The organism is [Actinomadura] parvosata subsp. kistnae (assembly GCF_900323885.1).
Taxonomy (GTDB): Bacteria; Actinomycetota; Actinomycetes; order Streptosporangiales; family Streptosporangiaceae; genus Nonomuraea; species Nonomuraea composti.
This window is the reverse complement of sequence record NZ_OOHJ01000018.1, coordinates 3,287,782-3,304,466: the sequence shown is the minus strand read 5'-3', so window position 1 is coordinate 3,304,466 and position 16,685 is coordinate 3,287,782. Positions and strand designations below refer to the sequence as shown.

The following is a 16,685-nucleotide window of genomic DNA, read 5'->3' as shown; positions in this document are numbered from 1 at the left end:
GGGCCGTTCAGGGGTCCTGCTCAGACTCGGTTGCCGGTGGACTTGTCATCACTCAACCACGGTACGTCACGCGGCCTCCCGCCACAGGGAACGCCGGATGAACGAGGAGATGGCGACGGTGATCCGGCCAGACGAGATGAGCAAGACGTCGCCGTGCCCCGGCTGCCGGGGACGCGGGAACAAGCTGCGCGACTCGCGCCGTGCGCTCCTCATCAGCGACTGCGACACAGATCAGACCCCTAGTGAGGAGCGGGAGTGTCTCGACTGCCTCGGAGGCGGCCAGGCCGAAGGGAACGGATGATGAACTCGATCATGCAGGCCGCGATGAACGGCTTCCTGCAGAACCAGCGTGAGAGCGACATGCTCGTCCGGCTGCGCGACCAGCTCACGCACCTCGGTGTCAACGCCGAGTTGCGCGACGACAACACCGCGCTGGTCGTCTACAAGCGTGAGCCGGGGCTGCCAGTGTGGGTGTTCGTCGGGTTCGGCGGGGCCTACTACTCGTGGCAGAGCGCCGAACAGCGGCACCCCACTCGCGATCCCGAGGGCGCGGCGAAGCTTCTGTCTGAGTACATCGCCAGGTGATGACCGGCGCGGCGAGACAAGTGCGCTCCCTGACCAAAGGAGGTAGGGATTGCCGCCGCCTTATCTCGTCGCGCCTTTCCGGCAGGCAGTTGCAGTGGTGGTCCCCGCGGCGTCCTTCCCCCGCCCGGCCGCTGGGCTGCCTGCCGGGTTCCTCTGTACGGCTCCCGGCCTTGCCCCAACCGCGTGGACAGGCTGTGGTTCGCCGGTTACTCTCAAACTTGGTAAAACAACCTGTCGGCTGTTGGACGGTCATGATGTCGCTAGAGTCCGTGCCGCCTAAGTATGCGCAGCTTGTCCAGACTCTTCAAAGGCGCATCGAGGCAGGAGACTACCCACCGGGCACGCTCCTCCCCAGTGAGAACCAGCTCATCCAGGAGTTCAGCGTCTCCCGTCCCACCGTGGTCGCCGCCCTGCGCGTGCTCCGTGAGCAGGGCTGGATCGAGTCTCAGCAAGGCAAGGGGCGCTTCGTGCGCGGCCGACCGGCCATGGCCTCCGTCGAGCAGAAGCGGCCCGGACAGGCGTACCTGACCACGCCCGAGAACGACACCACCGGCGACGTTGTCGAAGTGGGCGCTGTCACTGCTCCGAACCGCGTCGGTGTGCTGCTCGACGTGTCGCCCAAGAGCAAGGTGTTCGTCCGGCGGCGGCTCATCGTACGTGACGCCGAGCCGACCGAGCTGGTGTCGCTCTGGTTGCCGTTGGATCTTTCCGGCGGTACGGATCTCACCAGTGGTGAGCCGTTGCGGCAGGGGCTGCGGGAGCATCTTCAAGCCCGTAAGGGCGTCCGGTTCGATCACATCGTGGAGCAGATCACCGCGCGCATGCCCTCGGCCGACGAGGCCAGGCAACTGGGCATGCCCAAGAACATCCCGCTCCTGGCGGTCTTCGGCGCTGTCCGTGATGCCTCCGGCCGGCCCCTAGCCGTCGTCGAGGTCCTGCTACCTGCCAACCGGCACGAGCTGGAAGACGCCTACCCGATCACGTGACGGGGCTGCCATCTATGTGCAGCGCCAATCCCAGTCGCTGGAGCTGATGTCGCTGAACTTCACAACGACGGCTCTACCGTCTGCGGTGTCCTCGCCCCAGTCGAGACGGACGTCGGCCGCGATCTCCACTCCAGTAATCGCGGCCTTGCGATAGTAGGCGCCGATCTCCCCTGCCGACAGGCCGGTGCTGAGAGGCAGTCGGATCTCGTAGTGGCAGTAGTCCCCACCACCACCGGAGTTCTTGCCGAATTCGGCTTCGCTGTCGCCAGCGCTGCGCGTCTCAGGCGGCAGCGGGATGGCCAGCACTCGCTCGTGGAAGTCGTCGAGCCGGGCATCGTCGCGCCACATGGGGATCTGGTACAGCAGGAACAGCGCGACCAGCGGGACGATCACGACCACGGCTAAGCAGCCCCATGAGGCTCGCACCAGATTCTCCCCAGATGTCGGGCTATCGGCTTGGGCGCCTGTCTATCGCACTGGTGACACGCCCGTCACCTCACACCTAGTCACTTGACCTAGCAAGCTACGGAGAGTTATCGTCTAGCTACTTGATAGGTCGAGTGCCTGTCATCCAAGAGAGGAACCAACGTTATGGCTCTGCAAGGCCCCATCCCCGTCACCTTCGCCATGGTCTTCCCGCACGGCTGCTACATCGTCGGCGAGGTCGAGCCCGTCAAGGACTTCGACGCCTCGACGAACGGCCGGTTCGTGCAGGCCCGCGACAAGCAGACCGCAGAGCTGGTCTGGCAGGTCGCAGTCATGGACGGTGACCCCACCCTCAAGCCCGCCCAGAAGACGGTGGCCGTCAAGATCCTGGCCCCGGTCCAGCCGGTGCCCCCGCAGCCCATGCCGGGGCTACCGTTCACGCCGGTCGAGTTCGACGGCATGTCCGTCACCCCGTACGTCAACGCGGCCGGACGCCTCGCCTACTCCATCAAGGTTCGCGAGATGCACGCTCCCCGCCAGCTCAACCAGCCCGCCCAGAACAAGGCTTCGGCCGGAAAGGAAGCCGCCTAAATGACCCGACGCCGTACTCCGCGCAACAGCGTGATCCGGCTGACCACCGGGCACGCCGCCCGCACCCTCAACCACCCGTTCCCGTGCCGTGAGCCCGTCCTGGCGCTCGACTTCGGAGCCACCTCCGTCCTGGTCACCACCAACGGACCCGTGACGGCGGAAGACCTGGAGTTCGCCCGCCAGCTCGCCCACGCCGCCCACCGCTTCGCCCGCTCCGTGGAGCGCAGCTTCTACGGCCTCCCCGACGGCAAGGGGGTCGCAGCGTGAGCGAGCCTCGGCCTTACACCTACGTCACCTTGTCCCTGCAGCCCGACTCCGCGCCGCACGTCGGCGTCTCCTTCCACACCTCGCGCCTGAAGGTCCGTGCCGGGCTCCTGCTCAGCAGCCCGCGCCCGTACCTGGACTTCGCCTCCTGCGAGGCGAACGTGCACATCTCCACCACCGGGGCTGGTCAGGTCACCGAAGACGATCTGACCCTCGCCCGCGACATTTTCAACGCCGCCGCTCGCTACCTCGCCGACTGCGAGCAGTTGCACGCCGAACAGTCGGCCAAGGACGCCACCGATACGGCGGCCTGACACATGAGGCGGGGCCGCTGGAAGCGGCAACTTCCGGCGGCCCCTCGGTTCTCCCACGACTTGCTCAATCACGAGAGGTTCCTAGCTTATGTTCAAGCGGCTGCCTGGCGATGAGGCGCGCAACCTCGTCTCCACCACGCCCGATACGGCCGTCGTCTTCCGCCCGGCCGTGCTCAAGACACCCGCCATCATCACCTTCCTCGTCTACGGCTGGCGCTTCCTGTCCGCCCTCGCCCGCACCACCTGGCGGTATCCGGTCGCGGTCGCCGTCCCTGTCGTCCTCGGCGGCATCTGCTACGGGTACGGCTGGCCTGCTGCGGCGTCCACGGTCGGCTTCGTTGTCCTGTCCCTGCTCGCCTGTGCCTGCACCGACGGCGATCTCTTCGCCCGCCTCGTCGGCTTCCGGCTGCTGGCCTGGTGGCGGCTCATGTCGATCTACCGGCGGCACTGTCACGGCGTCATGGACGTTTCCGGCCTGGCCAAGCGCGTCAACGGTCGCATCTACATGCCGCGGCTGCTGCGCGTCACCTGCGACGGCTGGGCCGATCGCATCACGGTCCGGATGCTCGGCGGGCAGGCGGTCAAGGATTGGGCCGACCGCATCGACAACCTCGCCCACGGCTTCGGTGCGACTTCGTGCCGGGTCGCGCTCGTCAAGGGTGGCCGGCTGCTGCTGACCTTCCCGCGCAGCGATCCGTTGGCCGCTCCCATGCCCGCCCTTCCTATCCCGGACGAGCCATCGGTCGGACCGGTCGAGATCGGCAAGCAGGAGGACGGCCGACCACTCCGGCTCAAGGTCCACGGAACGCACGTCCTGATCGCGGGCGCGACAGGGTCCGGCAAGGGGTCCTTCCTCTGGGACACCATCCGCGGCTTGCTCCCCGCCATGCGGGCGAGCCTGGCCCAGATCTGGGCGCTGGATCCCAAGCTGATGGAGTTGTCCTTCGGACGGGAACTGTTCGAGGGCCACTACGCTGCCGACCCGGCCGACTGCGCCGACCTGCGCGACGAGGCCGTCTCCGTCATGCAGAAGAGGGCCGCCCGCTTCGCCGGGCTCCAGCGCTCCCATGTCCCGACGATCGAGGATCCGTTCGTCCTGGTCCTCGTGGACGAGGTGGCGTTCCTGACCGCTTACCAGCCTGACCGGCAACTGCGGCAGCGCATCTCCGCCGCCCTGGCCACGCTCGCCACCCAAGGCCGTTCGGTCGGCGTAGGCGTCATGGCCGCTCTCCAGGACCCGCGCAAGGAAGTTATGAACATCCGCAACCTGTTTCCCGACAAGATCGCGCTCCGGCTGGATGAGTCCGAGCAGGTGGACATGATCCTCGGCGACGGCGCACGCGACCGGGGCGCCCTAGCCGATCACATCTCGCCAGTCCCGGGACTAGGCGCGGGTGTCGCGTACATGCGGCTGGAGACCTCACCCGAACCGATCCGGGTCCGCGCCGCTTACGTCTCCGACACCGACATCCGCGCCATGGTCGCCTACTACGGGCAGGCCGCATGACTCACCTGCTGCACGGGCTGCGCTGCGCCACCTGCCTCACCCTGGACGTTCTCTGGCTCGACCCCGTCCGCGGCCTGGTCGAGTGCTCTGAGTGCGGCCAGACCGCGCTCATCGTCACCGACCCCGACGAAGGGAGGACCATATGACCCATGCGCACGACCGCGCCCTCCCCAGGGCCGTCCGACAGGCCATGCCGATGGCCCGCGACGTGCTCGTAGAGGTCGCCAAGCAACACGGCGTCTGCATCCGCCCCATCCTGCTCAACCGCCTCGACACTCACACCGGCAAGACCGAGATCATCGACGTCCCATGCGGGGCCACCCTCGACAGCAAGTGCCCGCCGTGCGCCAAGCGCAACAAGCAGCTCCGCAAGGCCCAGTGCCGCGAGGGCTGGCACCTCGACGAAGAACCCGCCATCACACCCGACGAGGCCAACGAGGAACAACGCTGGCTGGTGGAGTTCCGCGCCGACTACCAAACCCAGCGCGACGCCGCCGAAAAGGCCGGCGACGACACCACCGAACTGGACGCGATCGTCATCGGCCTGGACGAGGAAATCAACGCCGCAGGCATGCGCGGCAACGTCCTCGGCCGTACCGCCGCCAAGCGCTCCCGCTCCACCAGACGGCGGCAGGATGCGCCCGACCTGCCCAAGCGCAAGATGACCAGCACCACCTTGGGACGCACCTTCCAGGGCACGGACGGCAAGGTCTACCGGCCGTCGCTGTTCGTTACGCTCACCTTGCCCTCGTACGGCAAGGTTCGCGACGGCGCACCCATCGACCCCGACACCTACGACTACCGGCGTGCCGCACGAGACGCGCTGCACTTCTCCAAGCTGGTTGATCGCTTCGTGCAGAACCTGCGCCGCGTCGCGGGCTACGACGTGCAGTACTTCGCCGCCGTGGAGCCTCAGAAGCGGCTCGCCCCGCATCTCCACATGGCGATCCGTGGAACGCTCCCACGCGCCGAGATCAAGCAGATAGCCGCCGCCACCTACCACCAGGTCTGGTGGCCCCAGGCCGACAAAGTCATCTTCGACGGCGACCACATGCCCGTCTGGCAGGACGGCACCGGCTACCTCGACCCGGCCACCGGCGAAGTGCTGCCCACCTGGGACGAAGCCCTCGACGCACTCGACGAGGACGCCGAACCCCTCCACGTCATCCGCTTCGGCGAACAAGTCGACATCCAAGGCGTGCTCGCGGGCACCCCGGACGCCGACCAGTGCATCCGCTACCTGTCCAAGTACCTCACCAAGAGCCTCGGCGACGCCCTCGACGGCGGCCAAGCCCAGCGCGAGCACGCAGTCTGCATGCTGGACGCCCTGCGCTACGAACCCTGCTCACCCACCTGCCCGAACTGGCTGCGCTACGGCATCCAGCCCAAGGACGCCAAGCCCGGCATGCACCCCGGCCGCTGCCGTGGCAAGGCCCACAAGCCCGAACACCTCGGCTACGCCGGACGCCGCATCCTGGTCTCTCGCAAGTGGTCAAACAAGACCCTGGCCGAGCACAAGCGGGACCGCCGCACGTGGGTCCTGGAAGCCCTCGGCCAGGCCGACGAGCCCACCGACCCACACCGCTACATCTGGCGCCCCGTCCCGGCCGGAGACGCCAACGTGCCACCCCTCGCCGTCCGCCTCCTCCGGTCCGTCCACGAACGCCAACGCTGGCGAGCCCACCTCAGAGCACTGGAAGCCAGAGCAACCGGACAAGACCTTTCGGCAGTCGAAGACGTGGGGAGGGCCGCATGACCGCACGAGACGAGCTGCTGACCGTTCGACAGGTCCTCGACGAACTCGGCGGCGTCTCCCGCCGGACCTTCTACCGCTGGCGTGAGGTCGGCAAGGCACCGGAGGGCATCCGCCTGCCCAACGGTGAACTGCGCATCTACCGCAGCGACCTCAACGCCTGGCTCGAATCCCTCCGGAGCGTCGCATGACGACCTCGTACGACGTGAAGTTCTTCGAGATCACTCGCAACAAGTCCAGCAAGACGCCCTCGTACGTCGTCCGCTGGTCCGTGGCCCGCAAGCGCTCCTCGAAGACCTACCGGACCAAGGCCCTCGCCGAGAGCTTCCTGTCAGACCTGCGCCAGGCCGCCAAGCGTGGTGAAGCCTTCGACGTGGACTCGGGGCTACCGATGTCCATGATCAAGGCCAAGGACGCTCGGAGCGTCCTGGAGTTCGCCCAGGCGTTCATAGAGATGAAGTGGCCACATGCAGCGGCCAAGAGCCGGGACAGCATGTCCGATGCCCTGGCGACGGTCCTGCCTGCCCTGACCAAGGACCGGGCGGGCCGCCCTGATGCCCGCGAGCTGCGCACGGTTCTCCGTAAGCTCCTCCTCCTGCCTGAAGACAAGCGCCCGACCGTGCCGCAGCAGCACACTGCCGCCGTGGCCTGGATGAAGGCGGCGTCGCTCGACCTGGCCAGCCTGGAGGAAGCCAAGACCGTGCGGCTCGCCCTGCACGCCCTGACGCTGTGCCTCGACGGCAAGGCGGCAGCGTCCACGACGATCGCCCGCAAGCGCGCCGTCTTCCACGCCCTCCTGGAGTATGCGGTAGAGCTGGAAGAACTTTCGGCAAATCCGCTGCACAAGATCAAGTGGAAGCCCCCCAAGACCACGGAGACGGTGGACCCTCGCGTCGTGGTGAACCCTCGCCAGGCACAAGAGCTGCTGACCGCGGTGACCTACGTAGGCCGACGCGGCAGGGGCCGGCGACTCATGGCCCTCTTCGCCTGCATGTACTACGCCGCCCTTCGACCAACCGAAGCCGTCGGCCTCCGCGTCCAGGACTGCCACCTGCCCGCCTCAGGTTGGGGACGGCTGACGATCGACGTGTCCCGCCCCGAGGTCAACACGCAGTGGACTGACACAGGGGACGCGCACGAGGAACGCGGCCTCAAGCACCGGGGCAGACAAGACGTCCGACCGGTGCCCGTCCCTCCCGAACTGGTCAAGATCCTCCGCGAGCACATCGCCGAGTACGGAACGGCCAAGGACGGCCGGATCTTCCGCAGTGAGCGAGGTGGGGTCGTCGCCTCGACCGCCTACACAGAGGTGTGGCAGGCCGCTCGGGTCCTGGCCTTCACGCCCGCCCAGGTCGCCTCTCCGGTCGCCAAGCGTCCCTATGATCTCCGGCACGCGGCGGTGTCCCTCTGGCTCAACGCGGGCGTGTCAGCCCCGGATGTGGCCGAACGAGCGGGCCACAGCGTCGATGTCCTGCTGAGGGTCTATGCCAAGTGCATCGACGGCCAACAGGAGATCGCCAACAAGCGGATCGGCGACGCCCTCGCCGCATGACCCACACCTCAACCCCGCCCAAAGCTCCGGCCACCACCGGGGCTCTTGCTCTTGGCCGTGTATTGGCCGGAACCAAGGCCCGACCTGCGGAAACGCGCCCAAGATCATTGCACGCATATTGGTGGACCAGCGACAACAGGCCGCTCAGAGCGGCATCTGGCTGCACACCCCTGAAACGCAGAAGAGGCCCCGAAGGGCCTCTGACCTGCTGTTACTGCTGGTGGCAGGTGCAAGGTTCGAACTTGCGTAGGCTGAGCCGACGGTTTTACAGGACATCCTTGGAATCGGCTCTGACCTGCACCTTTATCCTTGTGCCCGGCATGCTTCGCGTGCATTCGACACAGCCATCCCCTAGCGGCACTGTCCGCTGCCCCTCGTAGAGACCTCATTCTGTCAGTGCTTTGCCGTACTCTTCGACCAGCGAGGCCGCAAGTTCGAAGCAGAGGAAGGGGTATGAGAACCGATGCATGTTGTAGACCCTGCGGCGGTGACGCGCGAGCTGGACTGGCGCATGTCGGTATGGGCGCAGCTTCAATCCTTGTCCCGCGCTACCAATGTAGTTCGAGTGACTGCCGGCGAAGTGCGACATCTCGGCGCCTATGGTGGCGCGCAGGGTGTTTGGTCCGACGCCGCAAGAACCAAGTCACTACATCCACATGGCTTCTGCATATCCGTACTCCATACGGGCCGTCACTATGCGGATGACCTGACGAGAAACGGGATTATCTACCATTATCCTGCGACCAAGCGACCAGCGGGAAGGGATGCATCCGAGATCGCCGCCCTCAAGGCTTCCGCCGAAGCACGTCTGCCAATATTCGTCATAACACAACCCAGCGATAAATGGCGTGACATTTTTCTAGGATGGGTAGAGGGATGGGAGGACAGAAGCCAAATTTTTTCCATCAGTTTCGATAATACCTTCCCGGCAAAACTGGAAACAGAAGACACCTCCGACGAAGAACCATTTCAGCTAACACGCAGTTCCGAAAACACCAAGACGCGTAAGACGAAAGCACGCCCCAATCAACGCGTATTCAAACTGCGCGTGTTCCAGCGATATGGCCCCCGCTGCCCACTGTCTGGAGTGTCAGTTCCTCAGATGCTAGAGGCCGCTCACATTATGGGCCACGCCGAAGGGGGGACCGACGACCCGCGCAATGGAATTCCCCTTAATGTGGCCTTGCATCGGGCGTTTGATGCCCATCTTTTTGCCTTCGACCCCGACACACTGGAGGTGGTTATCAGGGACGGCGGACCAAGTCTCGACGATTTGGGAATTCGGTATCCTGCAGGTCTCAAGGATTTGCCTCGTCCCCCGCACCGCGACGCCCTCAATTGGAGGCATTCGGAGTGGTCGAGCAGATAGCGCAAGTTGTAAAGGAACTGGCCACGTGTTGAGATTCCTGCCGCTCATGTTTTCGGTGACTTTCGAGTCGCCGATCTTCGACGAGCGACTCCGCGGTGATATGCCTGTACAAGCAATTAGAGAAGCTCCCGAGATAGAGGAGCTTGCCTACGACATTATGCGTCTGATGAAGGCGAGGAGTTGGCGAATAGGCCCGTACGGGAGTGGCATATGGGAGGAGACCGACCACCTGCTGCGCCTCTGGATCGCCTTTACGTCTCCCGACTTCGATTATGCCGAACACGACCCAGACGACTTAGAGAGAGGCTATCGACCAGAACTTGAGGCGTTCGCTGAGGAAGTGCACGGGATAATAACAGCGCGCGCTTGGGGTGGCTTTGACTACAGTTTCGGCTACTACGACGACCGCCCACCCGAGTTCATGCGAATTGAATAATTTGGCTTGGAGCAGACACCCGACGCGTCACTAGATGTTGATGCCTGTAACAGTAACGCCGTCATGTTCTCGAATAAAAGGTGTGTCGTTGCCGCTAAGGGCATCGAGAACGCGAATGGCAAATGCAGGGACGCACAGTGCGCGAACCTCTTCCGCGGTCACCCAACGAAAATCCTGCGATTCGCTCGTCTCTGTCAGAGATCCACTAAATGGGCGACAGCGAAAAACGAGCGCAACAATGCCGCGTTTCATGTTTTTGTATACGCCAGTAAGCTGCTCCGGCTCAACATCGAGGCCCGTCTCTTCTCTGACCTCGCGCCGCACACCGCTGATGATGTCCTCATCAAGCTCAAGGATTCCACCGGGAGCCTCCCAGTGGCCGTTGTCCCGACGTTGAATAAGCAACGCTCTGCCCTGATCGTCCACAACGACACCAGCGACGCTCACGGAGTGACGCGACTCTTGATCCATGACTCATCCTCTGCGCTAGAACCTAGCTAGACTTCCAAGCTAGTACACGTATGTACGAGTGGAGGAGTTGACGCACAATGGAACTCACCCTTCCTGGCTTGGATCCAACATCGGACCGCCCCGTGTTCAAGCAGATCGCCGATCACCTCCGCGAGGCTATCGAGCGGAAGGATCTCGCACCTGGCGCCAAGGTGCCATCCGAGGCCACACTCATGACGCACTATGGCGTCGCACGCATGACTGTCAGGAGCGCACTACAGCTTCTCCAGGGTGAGGGTTTGACCGTTGCGGAGCATGGGCGTGGCGTCTTTGTTCGTTCGCGCCCACCAGTCCGCCGGCTGGCTTCTGACCGCTTCGCTCGACGTCACCGAGACCGCGGGAAGGCTGCCTTCATCGCGGAGACTGAGGAGGCAGGCGGCAAGCCTTCGGTGGATTCCATCCAGATCAGCGAGGCGGACGCCTCGTCCGACGTGGCGAAGCGGCTAGGTCTAACCACCCGAGACAAAGTCCTTGTGCGGTCCCGCCGCTACTTGATCAATGGTCATCCTGTAGAGACTGCCGTCTCCTACCTGCCTGCAGCGATCGCTGGGGGAACACGGATCGCTGAGCCCGACACGGGACCAGGCGGCATCTATGCCCGCCTGGAGGAGATGGGCTATCGGCTGGATCACTTCGACGAAGAGATCAAGGCGCGAATGCCGCTACGTGAAGAGGTCAAAGCCCTCAGGCTTGCGCCTGGCACGCCGGTCTTTCACCTGGTGCGAACAGCCTTCGCAGAGGATGGGATGGCTGTAGAAGTCTGCGACACCGTGATGTCGAGCGATGCCTACGTGCTCTCATACCAGCTTCCTGCGAGATAGTTGCCCGCCTCCGGCGCCGTGAGCCGCGCGTGGGCGGCCTCCGCCGGACTCGCACGCTTCGACTATGCGCGAGGCACTCGTTGCGGTCACCCGTGGCTGGCGCGTCTTCCTCCTCACTCCCGCACGGAAAGAACCCGCTGCGCGGCTTCACTGACAGCACTTGACTCCTCTAGACGAGTCTGGGATACATGTATCAGAGCTCCTCTAGTCGAGTAGTCGCCTAGGCGAGATCTATGCGCAGCCCGAAAGACCCCTAGGAAGGCGGCTCAAGCCGCGCGCCGAGGGCTGTAGCGCCTGCTGCTTGCGAAAACTTCATCGGGCCACCGCCTCCCACCGAAAAGGCGGTTCGCGTGGGGCGTCGAGCCCACGCCTTGCAGTCCAAATACCCCGAGGCGCACCAATCCGAAGGGACTCGCAATGAAGCCGCCCGGAACGTTCACCACATTCGATGACGCCTACGACAAGGCACAGTCCCGGCTGGTCCGGGACGCCGCCCGTGGTTATCGAGCCCTACTGGCCTCGGTTATCAAGGGTATGCCGCGCCACCTGGTCGAGCAGGCCGCCTGCCGATTCGACCCCGACCTGCACACCGGCCCCGACGCCTTTGCCGAGGAGCCCGCCGACGCCCGAGCCGCCCGCGAGCAGGTTGCCCGCGAGGTGTGCGCCGAGTGCCCTGTGTGGGCCTCGTGCCTGTTCTACGCCCTCGACGCCCGCCCCGATACGGGCGTGTGGGCGGGCTTGACTCCTGACGAGCTCGCCGCGTTCGCCGGCGGCCAGGGCGCCTCGACGCCCACGCCGCGCGAGGCGGCCTGACGGCTTCCTGTTGCGAAGTCGGTGATGGACTCGTGAGCCGTATCCGTGCCCGTTTCTGGGACCCGACCGGCCAGCGCTACGCGCTGCCCACCTGGCCGTGGCGGATGGCGCCGCCGCACCTGCTGACCCGCCGTCAGCTCACCGCCGCTGGGCTTCGGCCCGGTGGTCAGGACGTGCAGGGGCAGGTGTTGTGGAGCTCTCGCCGCTACCGCGCCCGTGGTGGCGTTCGGGTCGCTTTCCTGTACGACGTGCGCCTGGCCCTGCCCAAGCGCGCGGCGACCGTCCGGCAGCGTGCCGCCCTCGCCAAGGCGAATGCCACCCGCCGGACCTGTCCCGAGTGCCTGCGCGATGTCGGCTACGTGCTGTCGCACCGGCTCGGCATCTGCAACGACTGCGCCGAGCAGGCCGCCGCCTGACCGTGCCGCCGTCCACCGTAAGCGGTCCCCGACCCGTGGTCGCAACACCGGTCGGGGACCTCAATCTGTCCCCGCTTCACAAGGAGAGCCAGACTGTGAACCCGAACCCTACCGAGCCGGCCAACCCGCCGCCCGCCCCGCCCGGCGTCAGGGTGGCCGCGGGCCTGGCCACCCGCCGGACCGCCATCGCCGTCGTGTCCGTCATCGCTGGCGTGGCCGCCTACGTTAGCTTCCGCCACCAGCACGGCCTGGCTATGACGGCGGGCGAGCCGGTCGCGACGGCGTGGACGCTGCCCGTTCTGATCGACGGCGTGATCATCATGGGATCGCTCGTCATGCTCGACGCCTCCCGCCGCGGCGACAAGGCGCCGTGGCTGGCCCGGCTCGCGCTGATCGCCGGCGCGGTGGCCACCCTCGCGGCGAACGTCGCGCACGGCTGGTCCGGCGGCCTGGCATCGAGCCTGATCAGCGCGGTCGCGCCGATCGTGCTCGTGGTCGCTTACGAGCTGCTGATGGGCATGCTGCGCCGCACCCCGCGCCCCGCCGCCGAGCCTGTTCCCGAGCCCGCGCCCGAGCCGGTCGAGGACCGCACCGAGCAGGAGGCCGCCGAGCCGAACGAGCCCTTTGCCGCCGTGGCAGCCACGGTCGAGGAGGCTGCCCGGCTGGCTTATGAGGCGAGTGTGATCGCCCATGAGCCGCTGTCGGAGCGCAAGCTGTCCGACCGGTTCAAGCTCAGTCGCACCGCGGCCCGGACCATCATCGGCGAGGTGGTCGATGAGGAGGTCATGGTCACGCTGCGGATGCAGGGCCGGCCGCCGCACCCGGACCACCTGATCGACCGGTTCGGCATCACCGAGCGGCGCGCGGTCGAGCTGATCAACGCCCGGCTGGCCGACTGGCCCACAGAGCCCGTCGAGGACAGCGACCCGGCCGGCGTCGAGCCGGTCGCCGAGCCGCTCGACGCCGGCGTGCGGCACATCGTCACCCGGCTGCGCCACGAGGCGTTGCTGAGCGATGAGGCGTTCACCGACCGGCCCGCCCTGACGACCGGCACCAGCGCGGGAGGTGCCGCGTGATGGCCAAGCGCCGTTTCTCGCCTCCCGCCGAGGTGTGGACGATCCTGCCCACCCTGGCCCTGCTCGGCTTCGCCGGCTGGGTCGCGCTGATGGCCTCGACGGGCAACCCGCTCGGCGTCGTCATCTTCATCACCGGCTTCCTCGCCGCGACGTGGCGCGCGTGCCAGCGCTGGCACGCGCTGAGCGCCGAGATCGACGAAGCGCGGCACCGGTTGAACCGCCCGCGTCGAGGGGGTGGCGCGTGATGGCCCGCAGGAAGTACACCACCCGCCACAGGATCGGCCCCGACTTCGGCAGCATGCTCGCCATGGCCGCGGTCGTCGGGCTGGTCTGGCTGCTGCTGGGCTGGTCGCCGGTCGCGTTCGGGCTGACGCTCGCCTGTGTCGTGATCGTCCTGACCGCCGTCGAGGCCGCCGTGTTCCCGCGGCGCCGCACGACCCGCCGCACCTCGCGCCGGCAAGCGCGCCGCGACGGCCGTATGCGAGGGGGCCGCCGGTGAACCGCCTCTACATCGACCGGCGGGGGCTTCACGCGCGGCAGGCCCGCTACGTGCTGATGTTGGCGGTCTCCTGCACCGTGGCCGCGCTGACCATGCTCGGCCACGTGGTCGTGCTCGCGGCCAGCGCGTTGGACGCCTACGCCGCATCCCTGGTGGGCGTGCCCCGGCTCGCCTACCTCACCGGCCGCATCGTCGAGATCGTGCGCGAGTGCGCGCGCAAGGAGAACCTGTGAGCAACAACGGCATTTTCATCAACGAGGAGCGCGGATCCGCCGGCTACGCGAACGGGAGCGGCGGCGCAGCGCGTCACGCGGCCCCGTCGTCCGGCGGCAAGGGCCGCGTCCCCGAGCTCGCCACGATCCCCTGGTCCGGGCCGCGGTCCATCACCGACTACGCCCGCGTCGGGCGCGGCCTGTGCCGCGAGCTCGGCGAAGAGTTCGCGATGGGATCCGATGAGCTGTACGCGGTGCTGATCCGCTCGTTCAAGGGTCACCCGCTGCTGGCCATGGTCGGCGCCCCGGACGTGCGCCGGCGCGCCAAGCGGGTCGTCAAGCGGCTCAAGCGGGCCGCCGAACTGCAGCGCGGGGCGGGGGTGGAGCTGGTGAAGTTCCACGCCCAGTTCCGTAAGGAATTCGTGGACATCCTGCCCAAGGCCAAGCCTGAGCAGCGTCCCTCGACCTTCCGATGGGATGACGACTGATGCCCGGACGCACCACCACCAGCGGTCGCGAGCTCGCCACCGCCACCATCGAAGAATCCAGCATGGCCAAGGTGGCCGCCAAGGGCGTGTCCAAGCTGCTCACCCTGGTCACCCCGTGGGTGGTCGGCGTGTTCGGCTTCGGCCTGGCCGCCGCCCTGCATTTCATCCTCTACAGCCCCGAGGCGATCGGTGCTTGGTCGAGCGTGGTCACCGTGTGCGTGATTGTGCTGACCGGCGTCACCTACGGCACCTCGCACGCCCGCGGCCCGTGGGGCAAGACCCACACCACCGCGAGCACGTTCCTGGCCGGCGCCTGGACGGTGGCGGTGGTCAACCTCGGACCTTGGCACCCGGTGCTGTGGCGGCTCGGCGTGCTCGGCGGCATCACCATGGCGCTGTCGTGGAACATCCGCTCGGTCATCCGCATGAAGGGCTGGGATGATCCTGGCACCGTCACCGACCCGCTCTCGTTCCTGTTCGGCCAGGGCGCCCAGCGCGCCGGCATGAAGGAGATCGAGGCCCGCACCGTCAAGGCCACCGCGCACAAGGTGGAGGGTGAGGTGCAGCTCGACCACGGCCGGCACATCGCCGACGACCTGCAGAAAAAGGTCGCCTACATCGAATCGGGGATCCCGCTGCCGCCCGGCTCCATCACCACCACGATCGACCCGGACGACGCGTCCAAGGCCAAGCTCACCATCTCCGACCCGCGGGTGATGAAGCACCCGATCATCTGGCCCGGCCCGTCCCGTCCCGGACTGTCGATCGCCGACCCGATCCGGCTGGGCCTGTGGCAAGACCTCGATGAGATCGAATACGTGATCGTCGGCCACCATCTGCAGGTGATGGGGCAGACCGGCTCGGGTAAGAGCATCGGCGGCGCCTGGAACTTCCTAGCCGAAGTCGTCACCCGCTACGACGTGGCCGTGTTCGCCGGCGACATCACCAAGGGCGACCAGACGCTCGGCCCGATGCGCGAGGCCCTGCACCGCTTCGAGACCAGCAAGGCCGGCGTCAAGGCGATGCTGGCCGACCTGCAAGCCCAGATCAAGCCACGCACCAACTACCTGGCCGGCAAGGGCCTGCAGAAGTGGGTCAAGGGCTGCGGCCTGACGTACTGGATCGTGTGGTTGGAGGAGTTCCCGGACATCTTCGACGCGCTCACCGACGCCGAGCAGGACAAGTTCCTGTCCATGCTCAAGGCGATCAGGTCCGCCGGCGGCACCATCGTCATGAGCCTGCAGCGCTCGGACTACTCCCAGATGCCCACCATCGCCCGCGGCCAGTTGGCCAAGATGTGCTTCGGCGTGGACTCCCCCGCCGACGCCTCCTTCGGCCTGTCGGAACGCCAGCAGGACGCCGGCGCCCGCCCCGAGCTGTGGACCAACGCCCAACCCGGCATGGCCTACCTGGATGCCCCGTCCATCCCGGACGCGCGGATCGCGATGCCGCTGCGCACCTTCGCCTGGGGCATCAACGCCGCCGGCACCTTCGACGACGAAGCCGCCAACACCGCGATGCGCGAGCACGCGGCCCGCTGGCCCGCCGCCGGCAAGAAGGTGGACCCGACCACGGCCCGCCTGTCCGTCCTGGCCGGCGGCGCTCACCCGCGCGCCACCTGGCCCGTCGAGCTGGAAGAACCCCACCAGGCCGACCCCGACGCCGAGCAGGCCGACGACGATGAGGAGGACGTGCGCAACGTGGCCGCCGAGTACCTGGCCACCGACGACCCCGACCCCGACATCATCGGCGACCTCGACGATGCGATCCCCGACCTGCCGGACGGACAGCCGCCGCTGACGTTCGCCCCGCCCGAGCACAGCATGACCCCGCAGCAACGCGGCCAGGCCCTGCTGGAACGGCTGCAAGAGCTATGGGACGACGGCGCCCGCGACTTCTCCTCCGGCGACCTCAAGCCGCTGTGGGAGAGCACGGACATCTCCCGCTCGTGGTGTCAGAAGCAGCTCAAACGCCTCGTGGAAGCCGGCGTGCTCGGCGGCTACGACGACGAAGCCCAGCGCTACCTGATGCCCGACCGACCCGAGATCGAGCAGGAGGCGGCCTGAC

23 protein-coding genes are annotated in these 16,685 nt (G+C 66.7%); 21 read left to right on the top strand and 2 right to left on the bottom strand.

Annotated elements, in window-relative coordinates; all coding sequences use genetic code 11:
• Window positions 1–297: 297 nt before the first annotated feature.
• Both KIS93_RS35590 and KIS93_RS35585 read left to right on the top strand, forming a co-directional pair.
• A complete protein-coding gene (locus KIS93_RS35590) occupies window positions 298–585 on the top strand; it encodes a hypothetical protein (protein WP_080043542.1) in 288 nt (95 codons plus the stop codon).
• Window positions 585–1,571: a GntR family transcriptional regulator gene (locus tag KIS93_RS35585; protein ID WP_335673911.1), complete on the top strand. Its 987-nt coding sequence runs from the start codon at window positions 585–587 to the stop codon at window positions 1,569–1,571. Before KIS93_RS35590 ends, KIS93_RS35585 begins: the two co-directional genes overlap by 1 nt.
• A 12-nt stretch (window positions 1,572–1,583) precedes the next feature.
• Here KIS93_RS35585 and KIS93_RS35580 read toward each other — a convergent pair whose 3' ends face one another.
• Complete coding sequence (locus KIS93_RS35580) at window positions 1,584–1,970, bottom strand: hypothetical protein (protein ID WP_080043543.1); 387 nt, start codon at window positions 1,968–1,970, stop codon at window positions 1,584–1,586.
• Window positions 1,971–2,162: 192 nt separating this feature from the next.
• On the opposite strand from KIS93_RS35580, the gene KIS93_RS35575 reads away from it, so the two are divergent.
• The 10 genes from KIS93_RS35575 to KIS93_RS35530 all read left to right on the top strand — a co-directional run bounded on the left by KIS93_RS35575 (window position 2,163) and on the right by KIS93_RS35530 (window position 9,783).
• Entirely contained in the window at window positions 2,163–2,588 is a 426-nt protein-coding gene (locus KIS93_RS35575; RefSeq protein WP_080043544.1) for a plasmid replication, integration and excision activator, read from the top strand.
• Entirely contained in the window at window positions 2,589–2,855 is a 267-nt protein-coding gene (locus KIS93_RS35570; RefSeq protein ID WP_080043545.1) for a hypothetical protein, read from the top strand.
• Window positions 2,852–3,166: a hypothetical protein gene (locus KIS93_RS35565; protein ID WP_080043546.1), complete on the top strand. Its 315-nt coding sequence runs from the start codon at window positions 2,852–2,854 to the stop codon at window positions 3,164–3,166. The genes KIS93_RS35570 and KIS93_RS35565 overlap by 4 nt, the downstream gene beginning before the upstream one ends.
• Before the next feature lie 88 nt (window positions 3,167–3,254).
• Window positions 3,255–4,673 (top strand): FtsK/SpoIIIE domain-containing protein, encoded by a 1,419-nt coding sequence (locus tag KIS93_RS35560; RefSeq protein ID WP_080043547.1) that lies wholly within the window; start codon window positions 3,255–3,257, stop codon window positions 4,671–4,673.
• Window positions 4,670–4,819, top strand: a complete 150-nt coding sequence (locus tag KIS93_RS35555; protein ID WP_155128686.1) for a hypothetical protein — start codon at window positions 4,670–4,672, stop codon at window positions 4,817–4,819. The genes KIS93_RS35560 and KIS93_RS35555 overlap by 4 nt, the downstream gene beginning before the upstream one ends.
• Window positions 4,816–6,429 (top strand): replication initiator, encoded by a 1,614-nt coding sequence (locus KIS93_RS35550; RefSeq protein WP_080043548.1) that lies wholly within the window; start codon window positions 4,816–4,818, stop codon window positions 6,427–6,429. Before KIS93_RS35555 ends, KIS93_RS35550 begins: the two co-directional genes overlap by 4 nt.
• Complete coding sequence (locus KIS93_RS35545; protein WP_080043549.1) at window positions 6,426–6,617, top strand: helix-turn-helix transcriptional regulator; 192 nt, start codon at window positions 6,426–6,428, stop codon at window positions 6,615–6,617. The genes KIS93_RS35550 and KIS93_RS35545 overlap by 4 nt, the downstream gene beginning before the upstream one ends.
• Window positions 6,614–7,978: a tyrosine-type recombinase/integrase gene (locus KIS93_RS35540; protein WP_080043550.1), complete on the top strand. Its 1,365-nt coding sequence runs from the start codon at window positions 6,614–6,616 to the stop codon at window positions 7,976–7,978. The genes KIS93_RS35545 and KIS93_RS35540 overlap by 4 nt, the downstream gene beginning before the upstream one ends.
• A gap of 487 nt (window positions 7,979–8,465) precedes the next feature.
• On the top strand, window positions 8,466–9,347 hold the full coding sequence (locus tag KIS93_RS35535; RefSeq protein ID WP_222107692.1) for an HNH endonuclease: 882 nt from the start codon (window positions 8,466–8,468) through the stop codon (window positions 9,345–9,347).
• Window positions 9,348–9,372: 25 nt separating this feature from the next.
• Entirely contained in the window at window positions 9,373–9,783 is a 411-nt protein-coding gene (locus tag KIS93_RS35530) for a hypothetical protein (RefSeq protein ID WP_080043552.1), read from the top strand.
• 30 nt (window positions 9,784–9,813) lie between these two features.
• Here KIS93_RS35530 and KIS93_RS35525 read toward each other — a convergent pair whose 3' ends face one another.
• Complete coding sequence (locus KIS93_RS35525; RefSeq protein ID WP_080043553.1) at window positions 9,814–10,254, bottom strand: NUDIX hydrolase; 441 nt, start codon at window positions 10,252–10,254, stop codon at window positions 9,814–9,816.
• Between the two features lie 122 nt (window positions 10,255–10,376).
• Here KIS93_RS35525 and KIS93_RS35520 point away from each other — a divergent pair, with 122 nt between their 5' ends.
• From KIS93_RS35520 to KIS93_RS35480, 9 genes are all read left to right on the top strand, one after another.
• Window positions 10,377–11,114 (top strand): GntR family transcriptional regulator, encoded by a 738-nt coding sequence (locus KIS93_RS35520; RefSeq protein WP_230465641.1) that lies wholly within the window; start codon window positions 10,377–10,379, stop codon window positions 11,112–11,114.
• A gap of 534 nt (window positions 11,115–11,648) precedes the next feature.
• Complete coding sequence (locus KIS93_RS35515; protein WP_186404591.1) at window positions 11,649–11,927, top strand: WhiB family transcriptional regulator; 279 nt, start codon at window positions 11,649–11,651, stop codon at window positions 11,925–11,927.
• A gap of 32 nt (window positions 11,928–11,959) precedes the next feature.
• Window positions 11,960–12,343, top strand: coding sequence for an RRQRL motif-containing zinc-binding protein (locus KIS93_RS35510; protein ID WP_080043556.1), 384 nt, complete (start codon window positions 11,960–11,962; stop codon window positions 12,341–12,343).
• Between the two features lie 95 nt (window positions 12,344–12,438).
• Window positions 12,439–13,419, top strand: a complete 981-nt coding sequence (locus KIS93_RS35505) for a DUF2637 domain-containing protein (RefSeq protein ID WP_186404590.1) — start codon at window positions 12,439–12,441, stop codon at window positions 13,417–13,419.
• Window positions 13,419–13,664, top strand: coding sequence for a hypothetical protein (locus KIS93_RS35500; protein ID WP_080043558.1), 246 nt, complete (start codon window positions 13,419–13,421; stop codon window positions 13,662–13,664). Before KIS93_RS35505 ends, KIS93_RS35500 begins: the two co-directional genes overlap by 1 nt.
• Complete coding sequence (locus KIS93_RS35495; RefSeq protein ID WP_080043559.1) at window positions 13,664–13,918, top strand: hypothetical protein; 255 nt, start codon at window positions 13,664–13,666, stop codon at window positions 13,916–13,918. The genes KIS93_RS35500 and KIS93_RS35495 overlap by 1 nt, the downstream gene beginning before the upstream one ends.
• Window positions 13,915–14,151, top strand: a complete 237-nt coding sequence (locus KIS93_RS35490; RefSeq protein ID WP_080043560.1) for a hypothetical protein — start codon at window positions 13,915–13,917, stop codon at window positions 14,149–14,151. The genes KIS93_RS35495 and KIS93_RS35490 overlap by 4 nt, the downstream gene beginning before the upstream one ends.
• Entirely contained in the window at window positions 14,148–14,618 is a 471-nt protein-coding gene (locus tag KIS93_RS35485; RefSeq protein WP_080043561.1) for a hypothetical protein, read from the top strand. Before KIS93_RS35490 ends, KIS93_RS35485 begins: the two co-directional genes overlap by 4 nt.
• Window positions 14,618–16,684 (top strand): hypothetical protein, encoded by a 2,067-nt coding sequence (locus KIS93_RS35480; protein WP_080043562.1) that lies wholly within the window; start codon window positions 14,618–14,620, stop codon window positions 16,682–16,684. The genes KIS93_RS35485 and KIS93_RS35480 overlap by 1 nt, the downstream gene beginning before the upstream one ends.
• Window position 16,685: the final 1 nt, after the last annotated feature.

Excerpts from the sequence above, each read along its gene's own strand:
- KIS93_RS35590 (WP_080043542.1), top strand. The coding sequence starts at position 298 with ATGATGAACTCGATCATGCAGGCCGCGATGAACGGCTTCCTGCAGAAC.
- KIS93_RS35585 (WP_335673911.1), top strand. The coding sequence starts at position 585 with ATGACCGGCGCGGCGAGACAAGTGCGCTCCCTGACCAAAGGAGGTAGG.
- KIS93_RS35575 (WP_080043544.1), top strand. The coding sequence starts at position 2,163 with ATGGCTCTGCAAGGCCCCATCCCCGTCACCTTCGCCATGGTCTTCCCG.
- KIS93_RS35570 (WP_080043545.1), top strand. The coding sequence starts at position 2,589 with ATGACCCGACGCCGTACTCCGCGCAACAGCGTGATCCGGCTGACCACC.
- KIS93_RS35560 (WP_080043547.1), top strand. The coding sequence starts at position 3,255 with ATGTTCAAGCGGCTGCCTGGCGATGAGGCGCGCAACCTCGTCTCCACC.
- KIS93_RS35555 (WP_155128686.1), top strand. The coding sequence starts at position 4,670 with ATGACTCACCTGCTGCACGGGCTGCGCTGCGCCACCTGCCTCACCCTG.
- KIS93_RS35550 (WP_080043548.1), top strand. The coding sequence starts at position 4,816 with ATGACCCATGCGCACGACCGCGCCCTCCCCAGGGCCGTCCGACAGGCC.
- KIS93_RS35545 (WP_080043549.1), top strand. The coding sequence starts at position 6,426 with ATGACCGCACGAGACGAGCTGCTGACCGTTCGACAGGTCCTCGACGAA.
- KIS93_RS35540 (WP_080043550.1), top strand. The coding sequence starts at position 6,614 with ATGACGACCTCGTACGACGTGAAGTTCTTCGAGATCACTCGCAACAAG.
- KIS93_RS35525 (WP_080043553.1), bottom strand. The coding sequence starts at position 10,254 with ATGGATCAAGAGTCGCGTCACTCCGTGAGCGTCGCTGGTGTCGTTGTG.
- KIS93_RS35515 (WP_186404591.1), top strand. The coding sequence starts at position 11,649 with ATGCCGCGCCACCTGGTCGAGCAGGCCGCCTGCCGATTCGACCCCGAC.
- KIS93_RS35500 (WP_080043558.1), top strand. The coding sequence starts at position 13,419 with ATGGCCAAGCGCCGTTTCTCGCCTCCCGCCGAGGTGTGGACGATCCTG.
- KIS93_RS35495 (WP_080043559.1), top strand. The coding sequence starts at position 13,664 with ATGGCCCGCAGGAAGTACACCACCCGCCACAGGATCGGCCCCGACTTC.
- KIS93_RS35480 (WP_080043562.1), top strand. The coding sequence starts at position 14,618 with ATGCCCGGACGCACCACCACCAGCGGTCGCGAGCTCGCCACCGCCACC.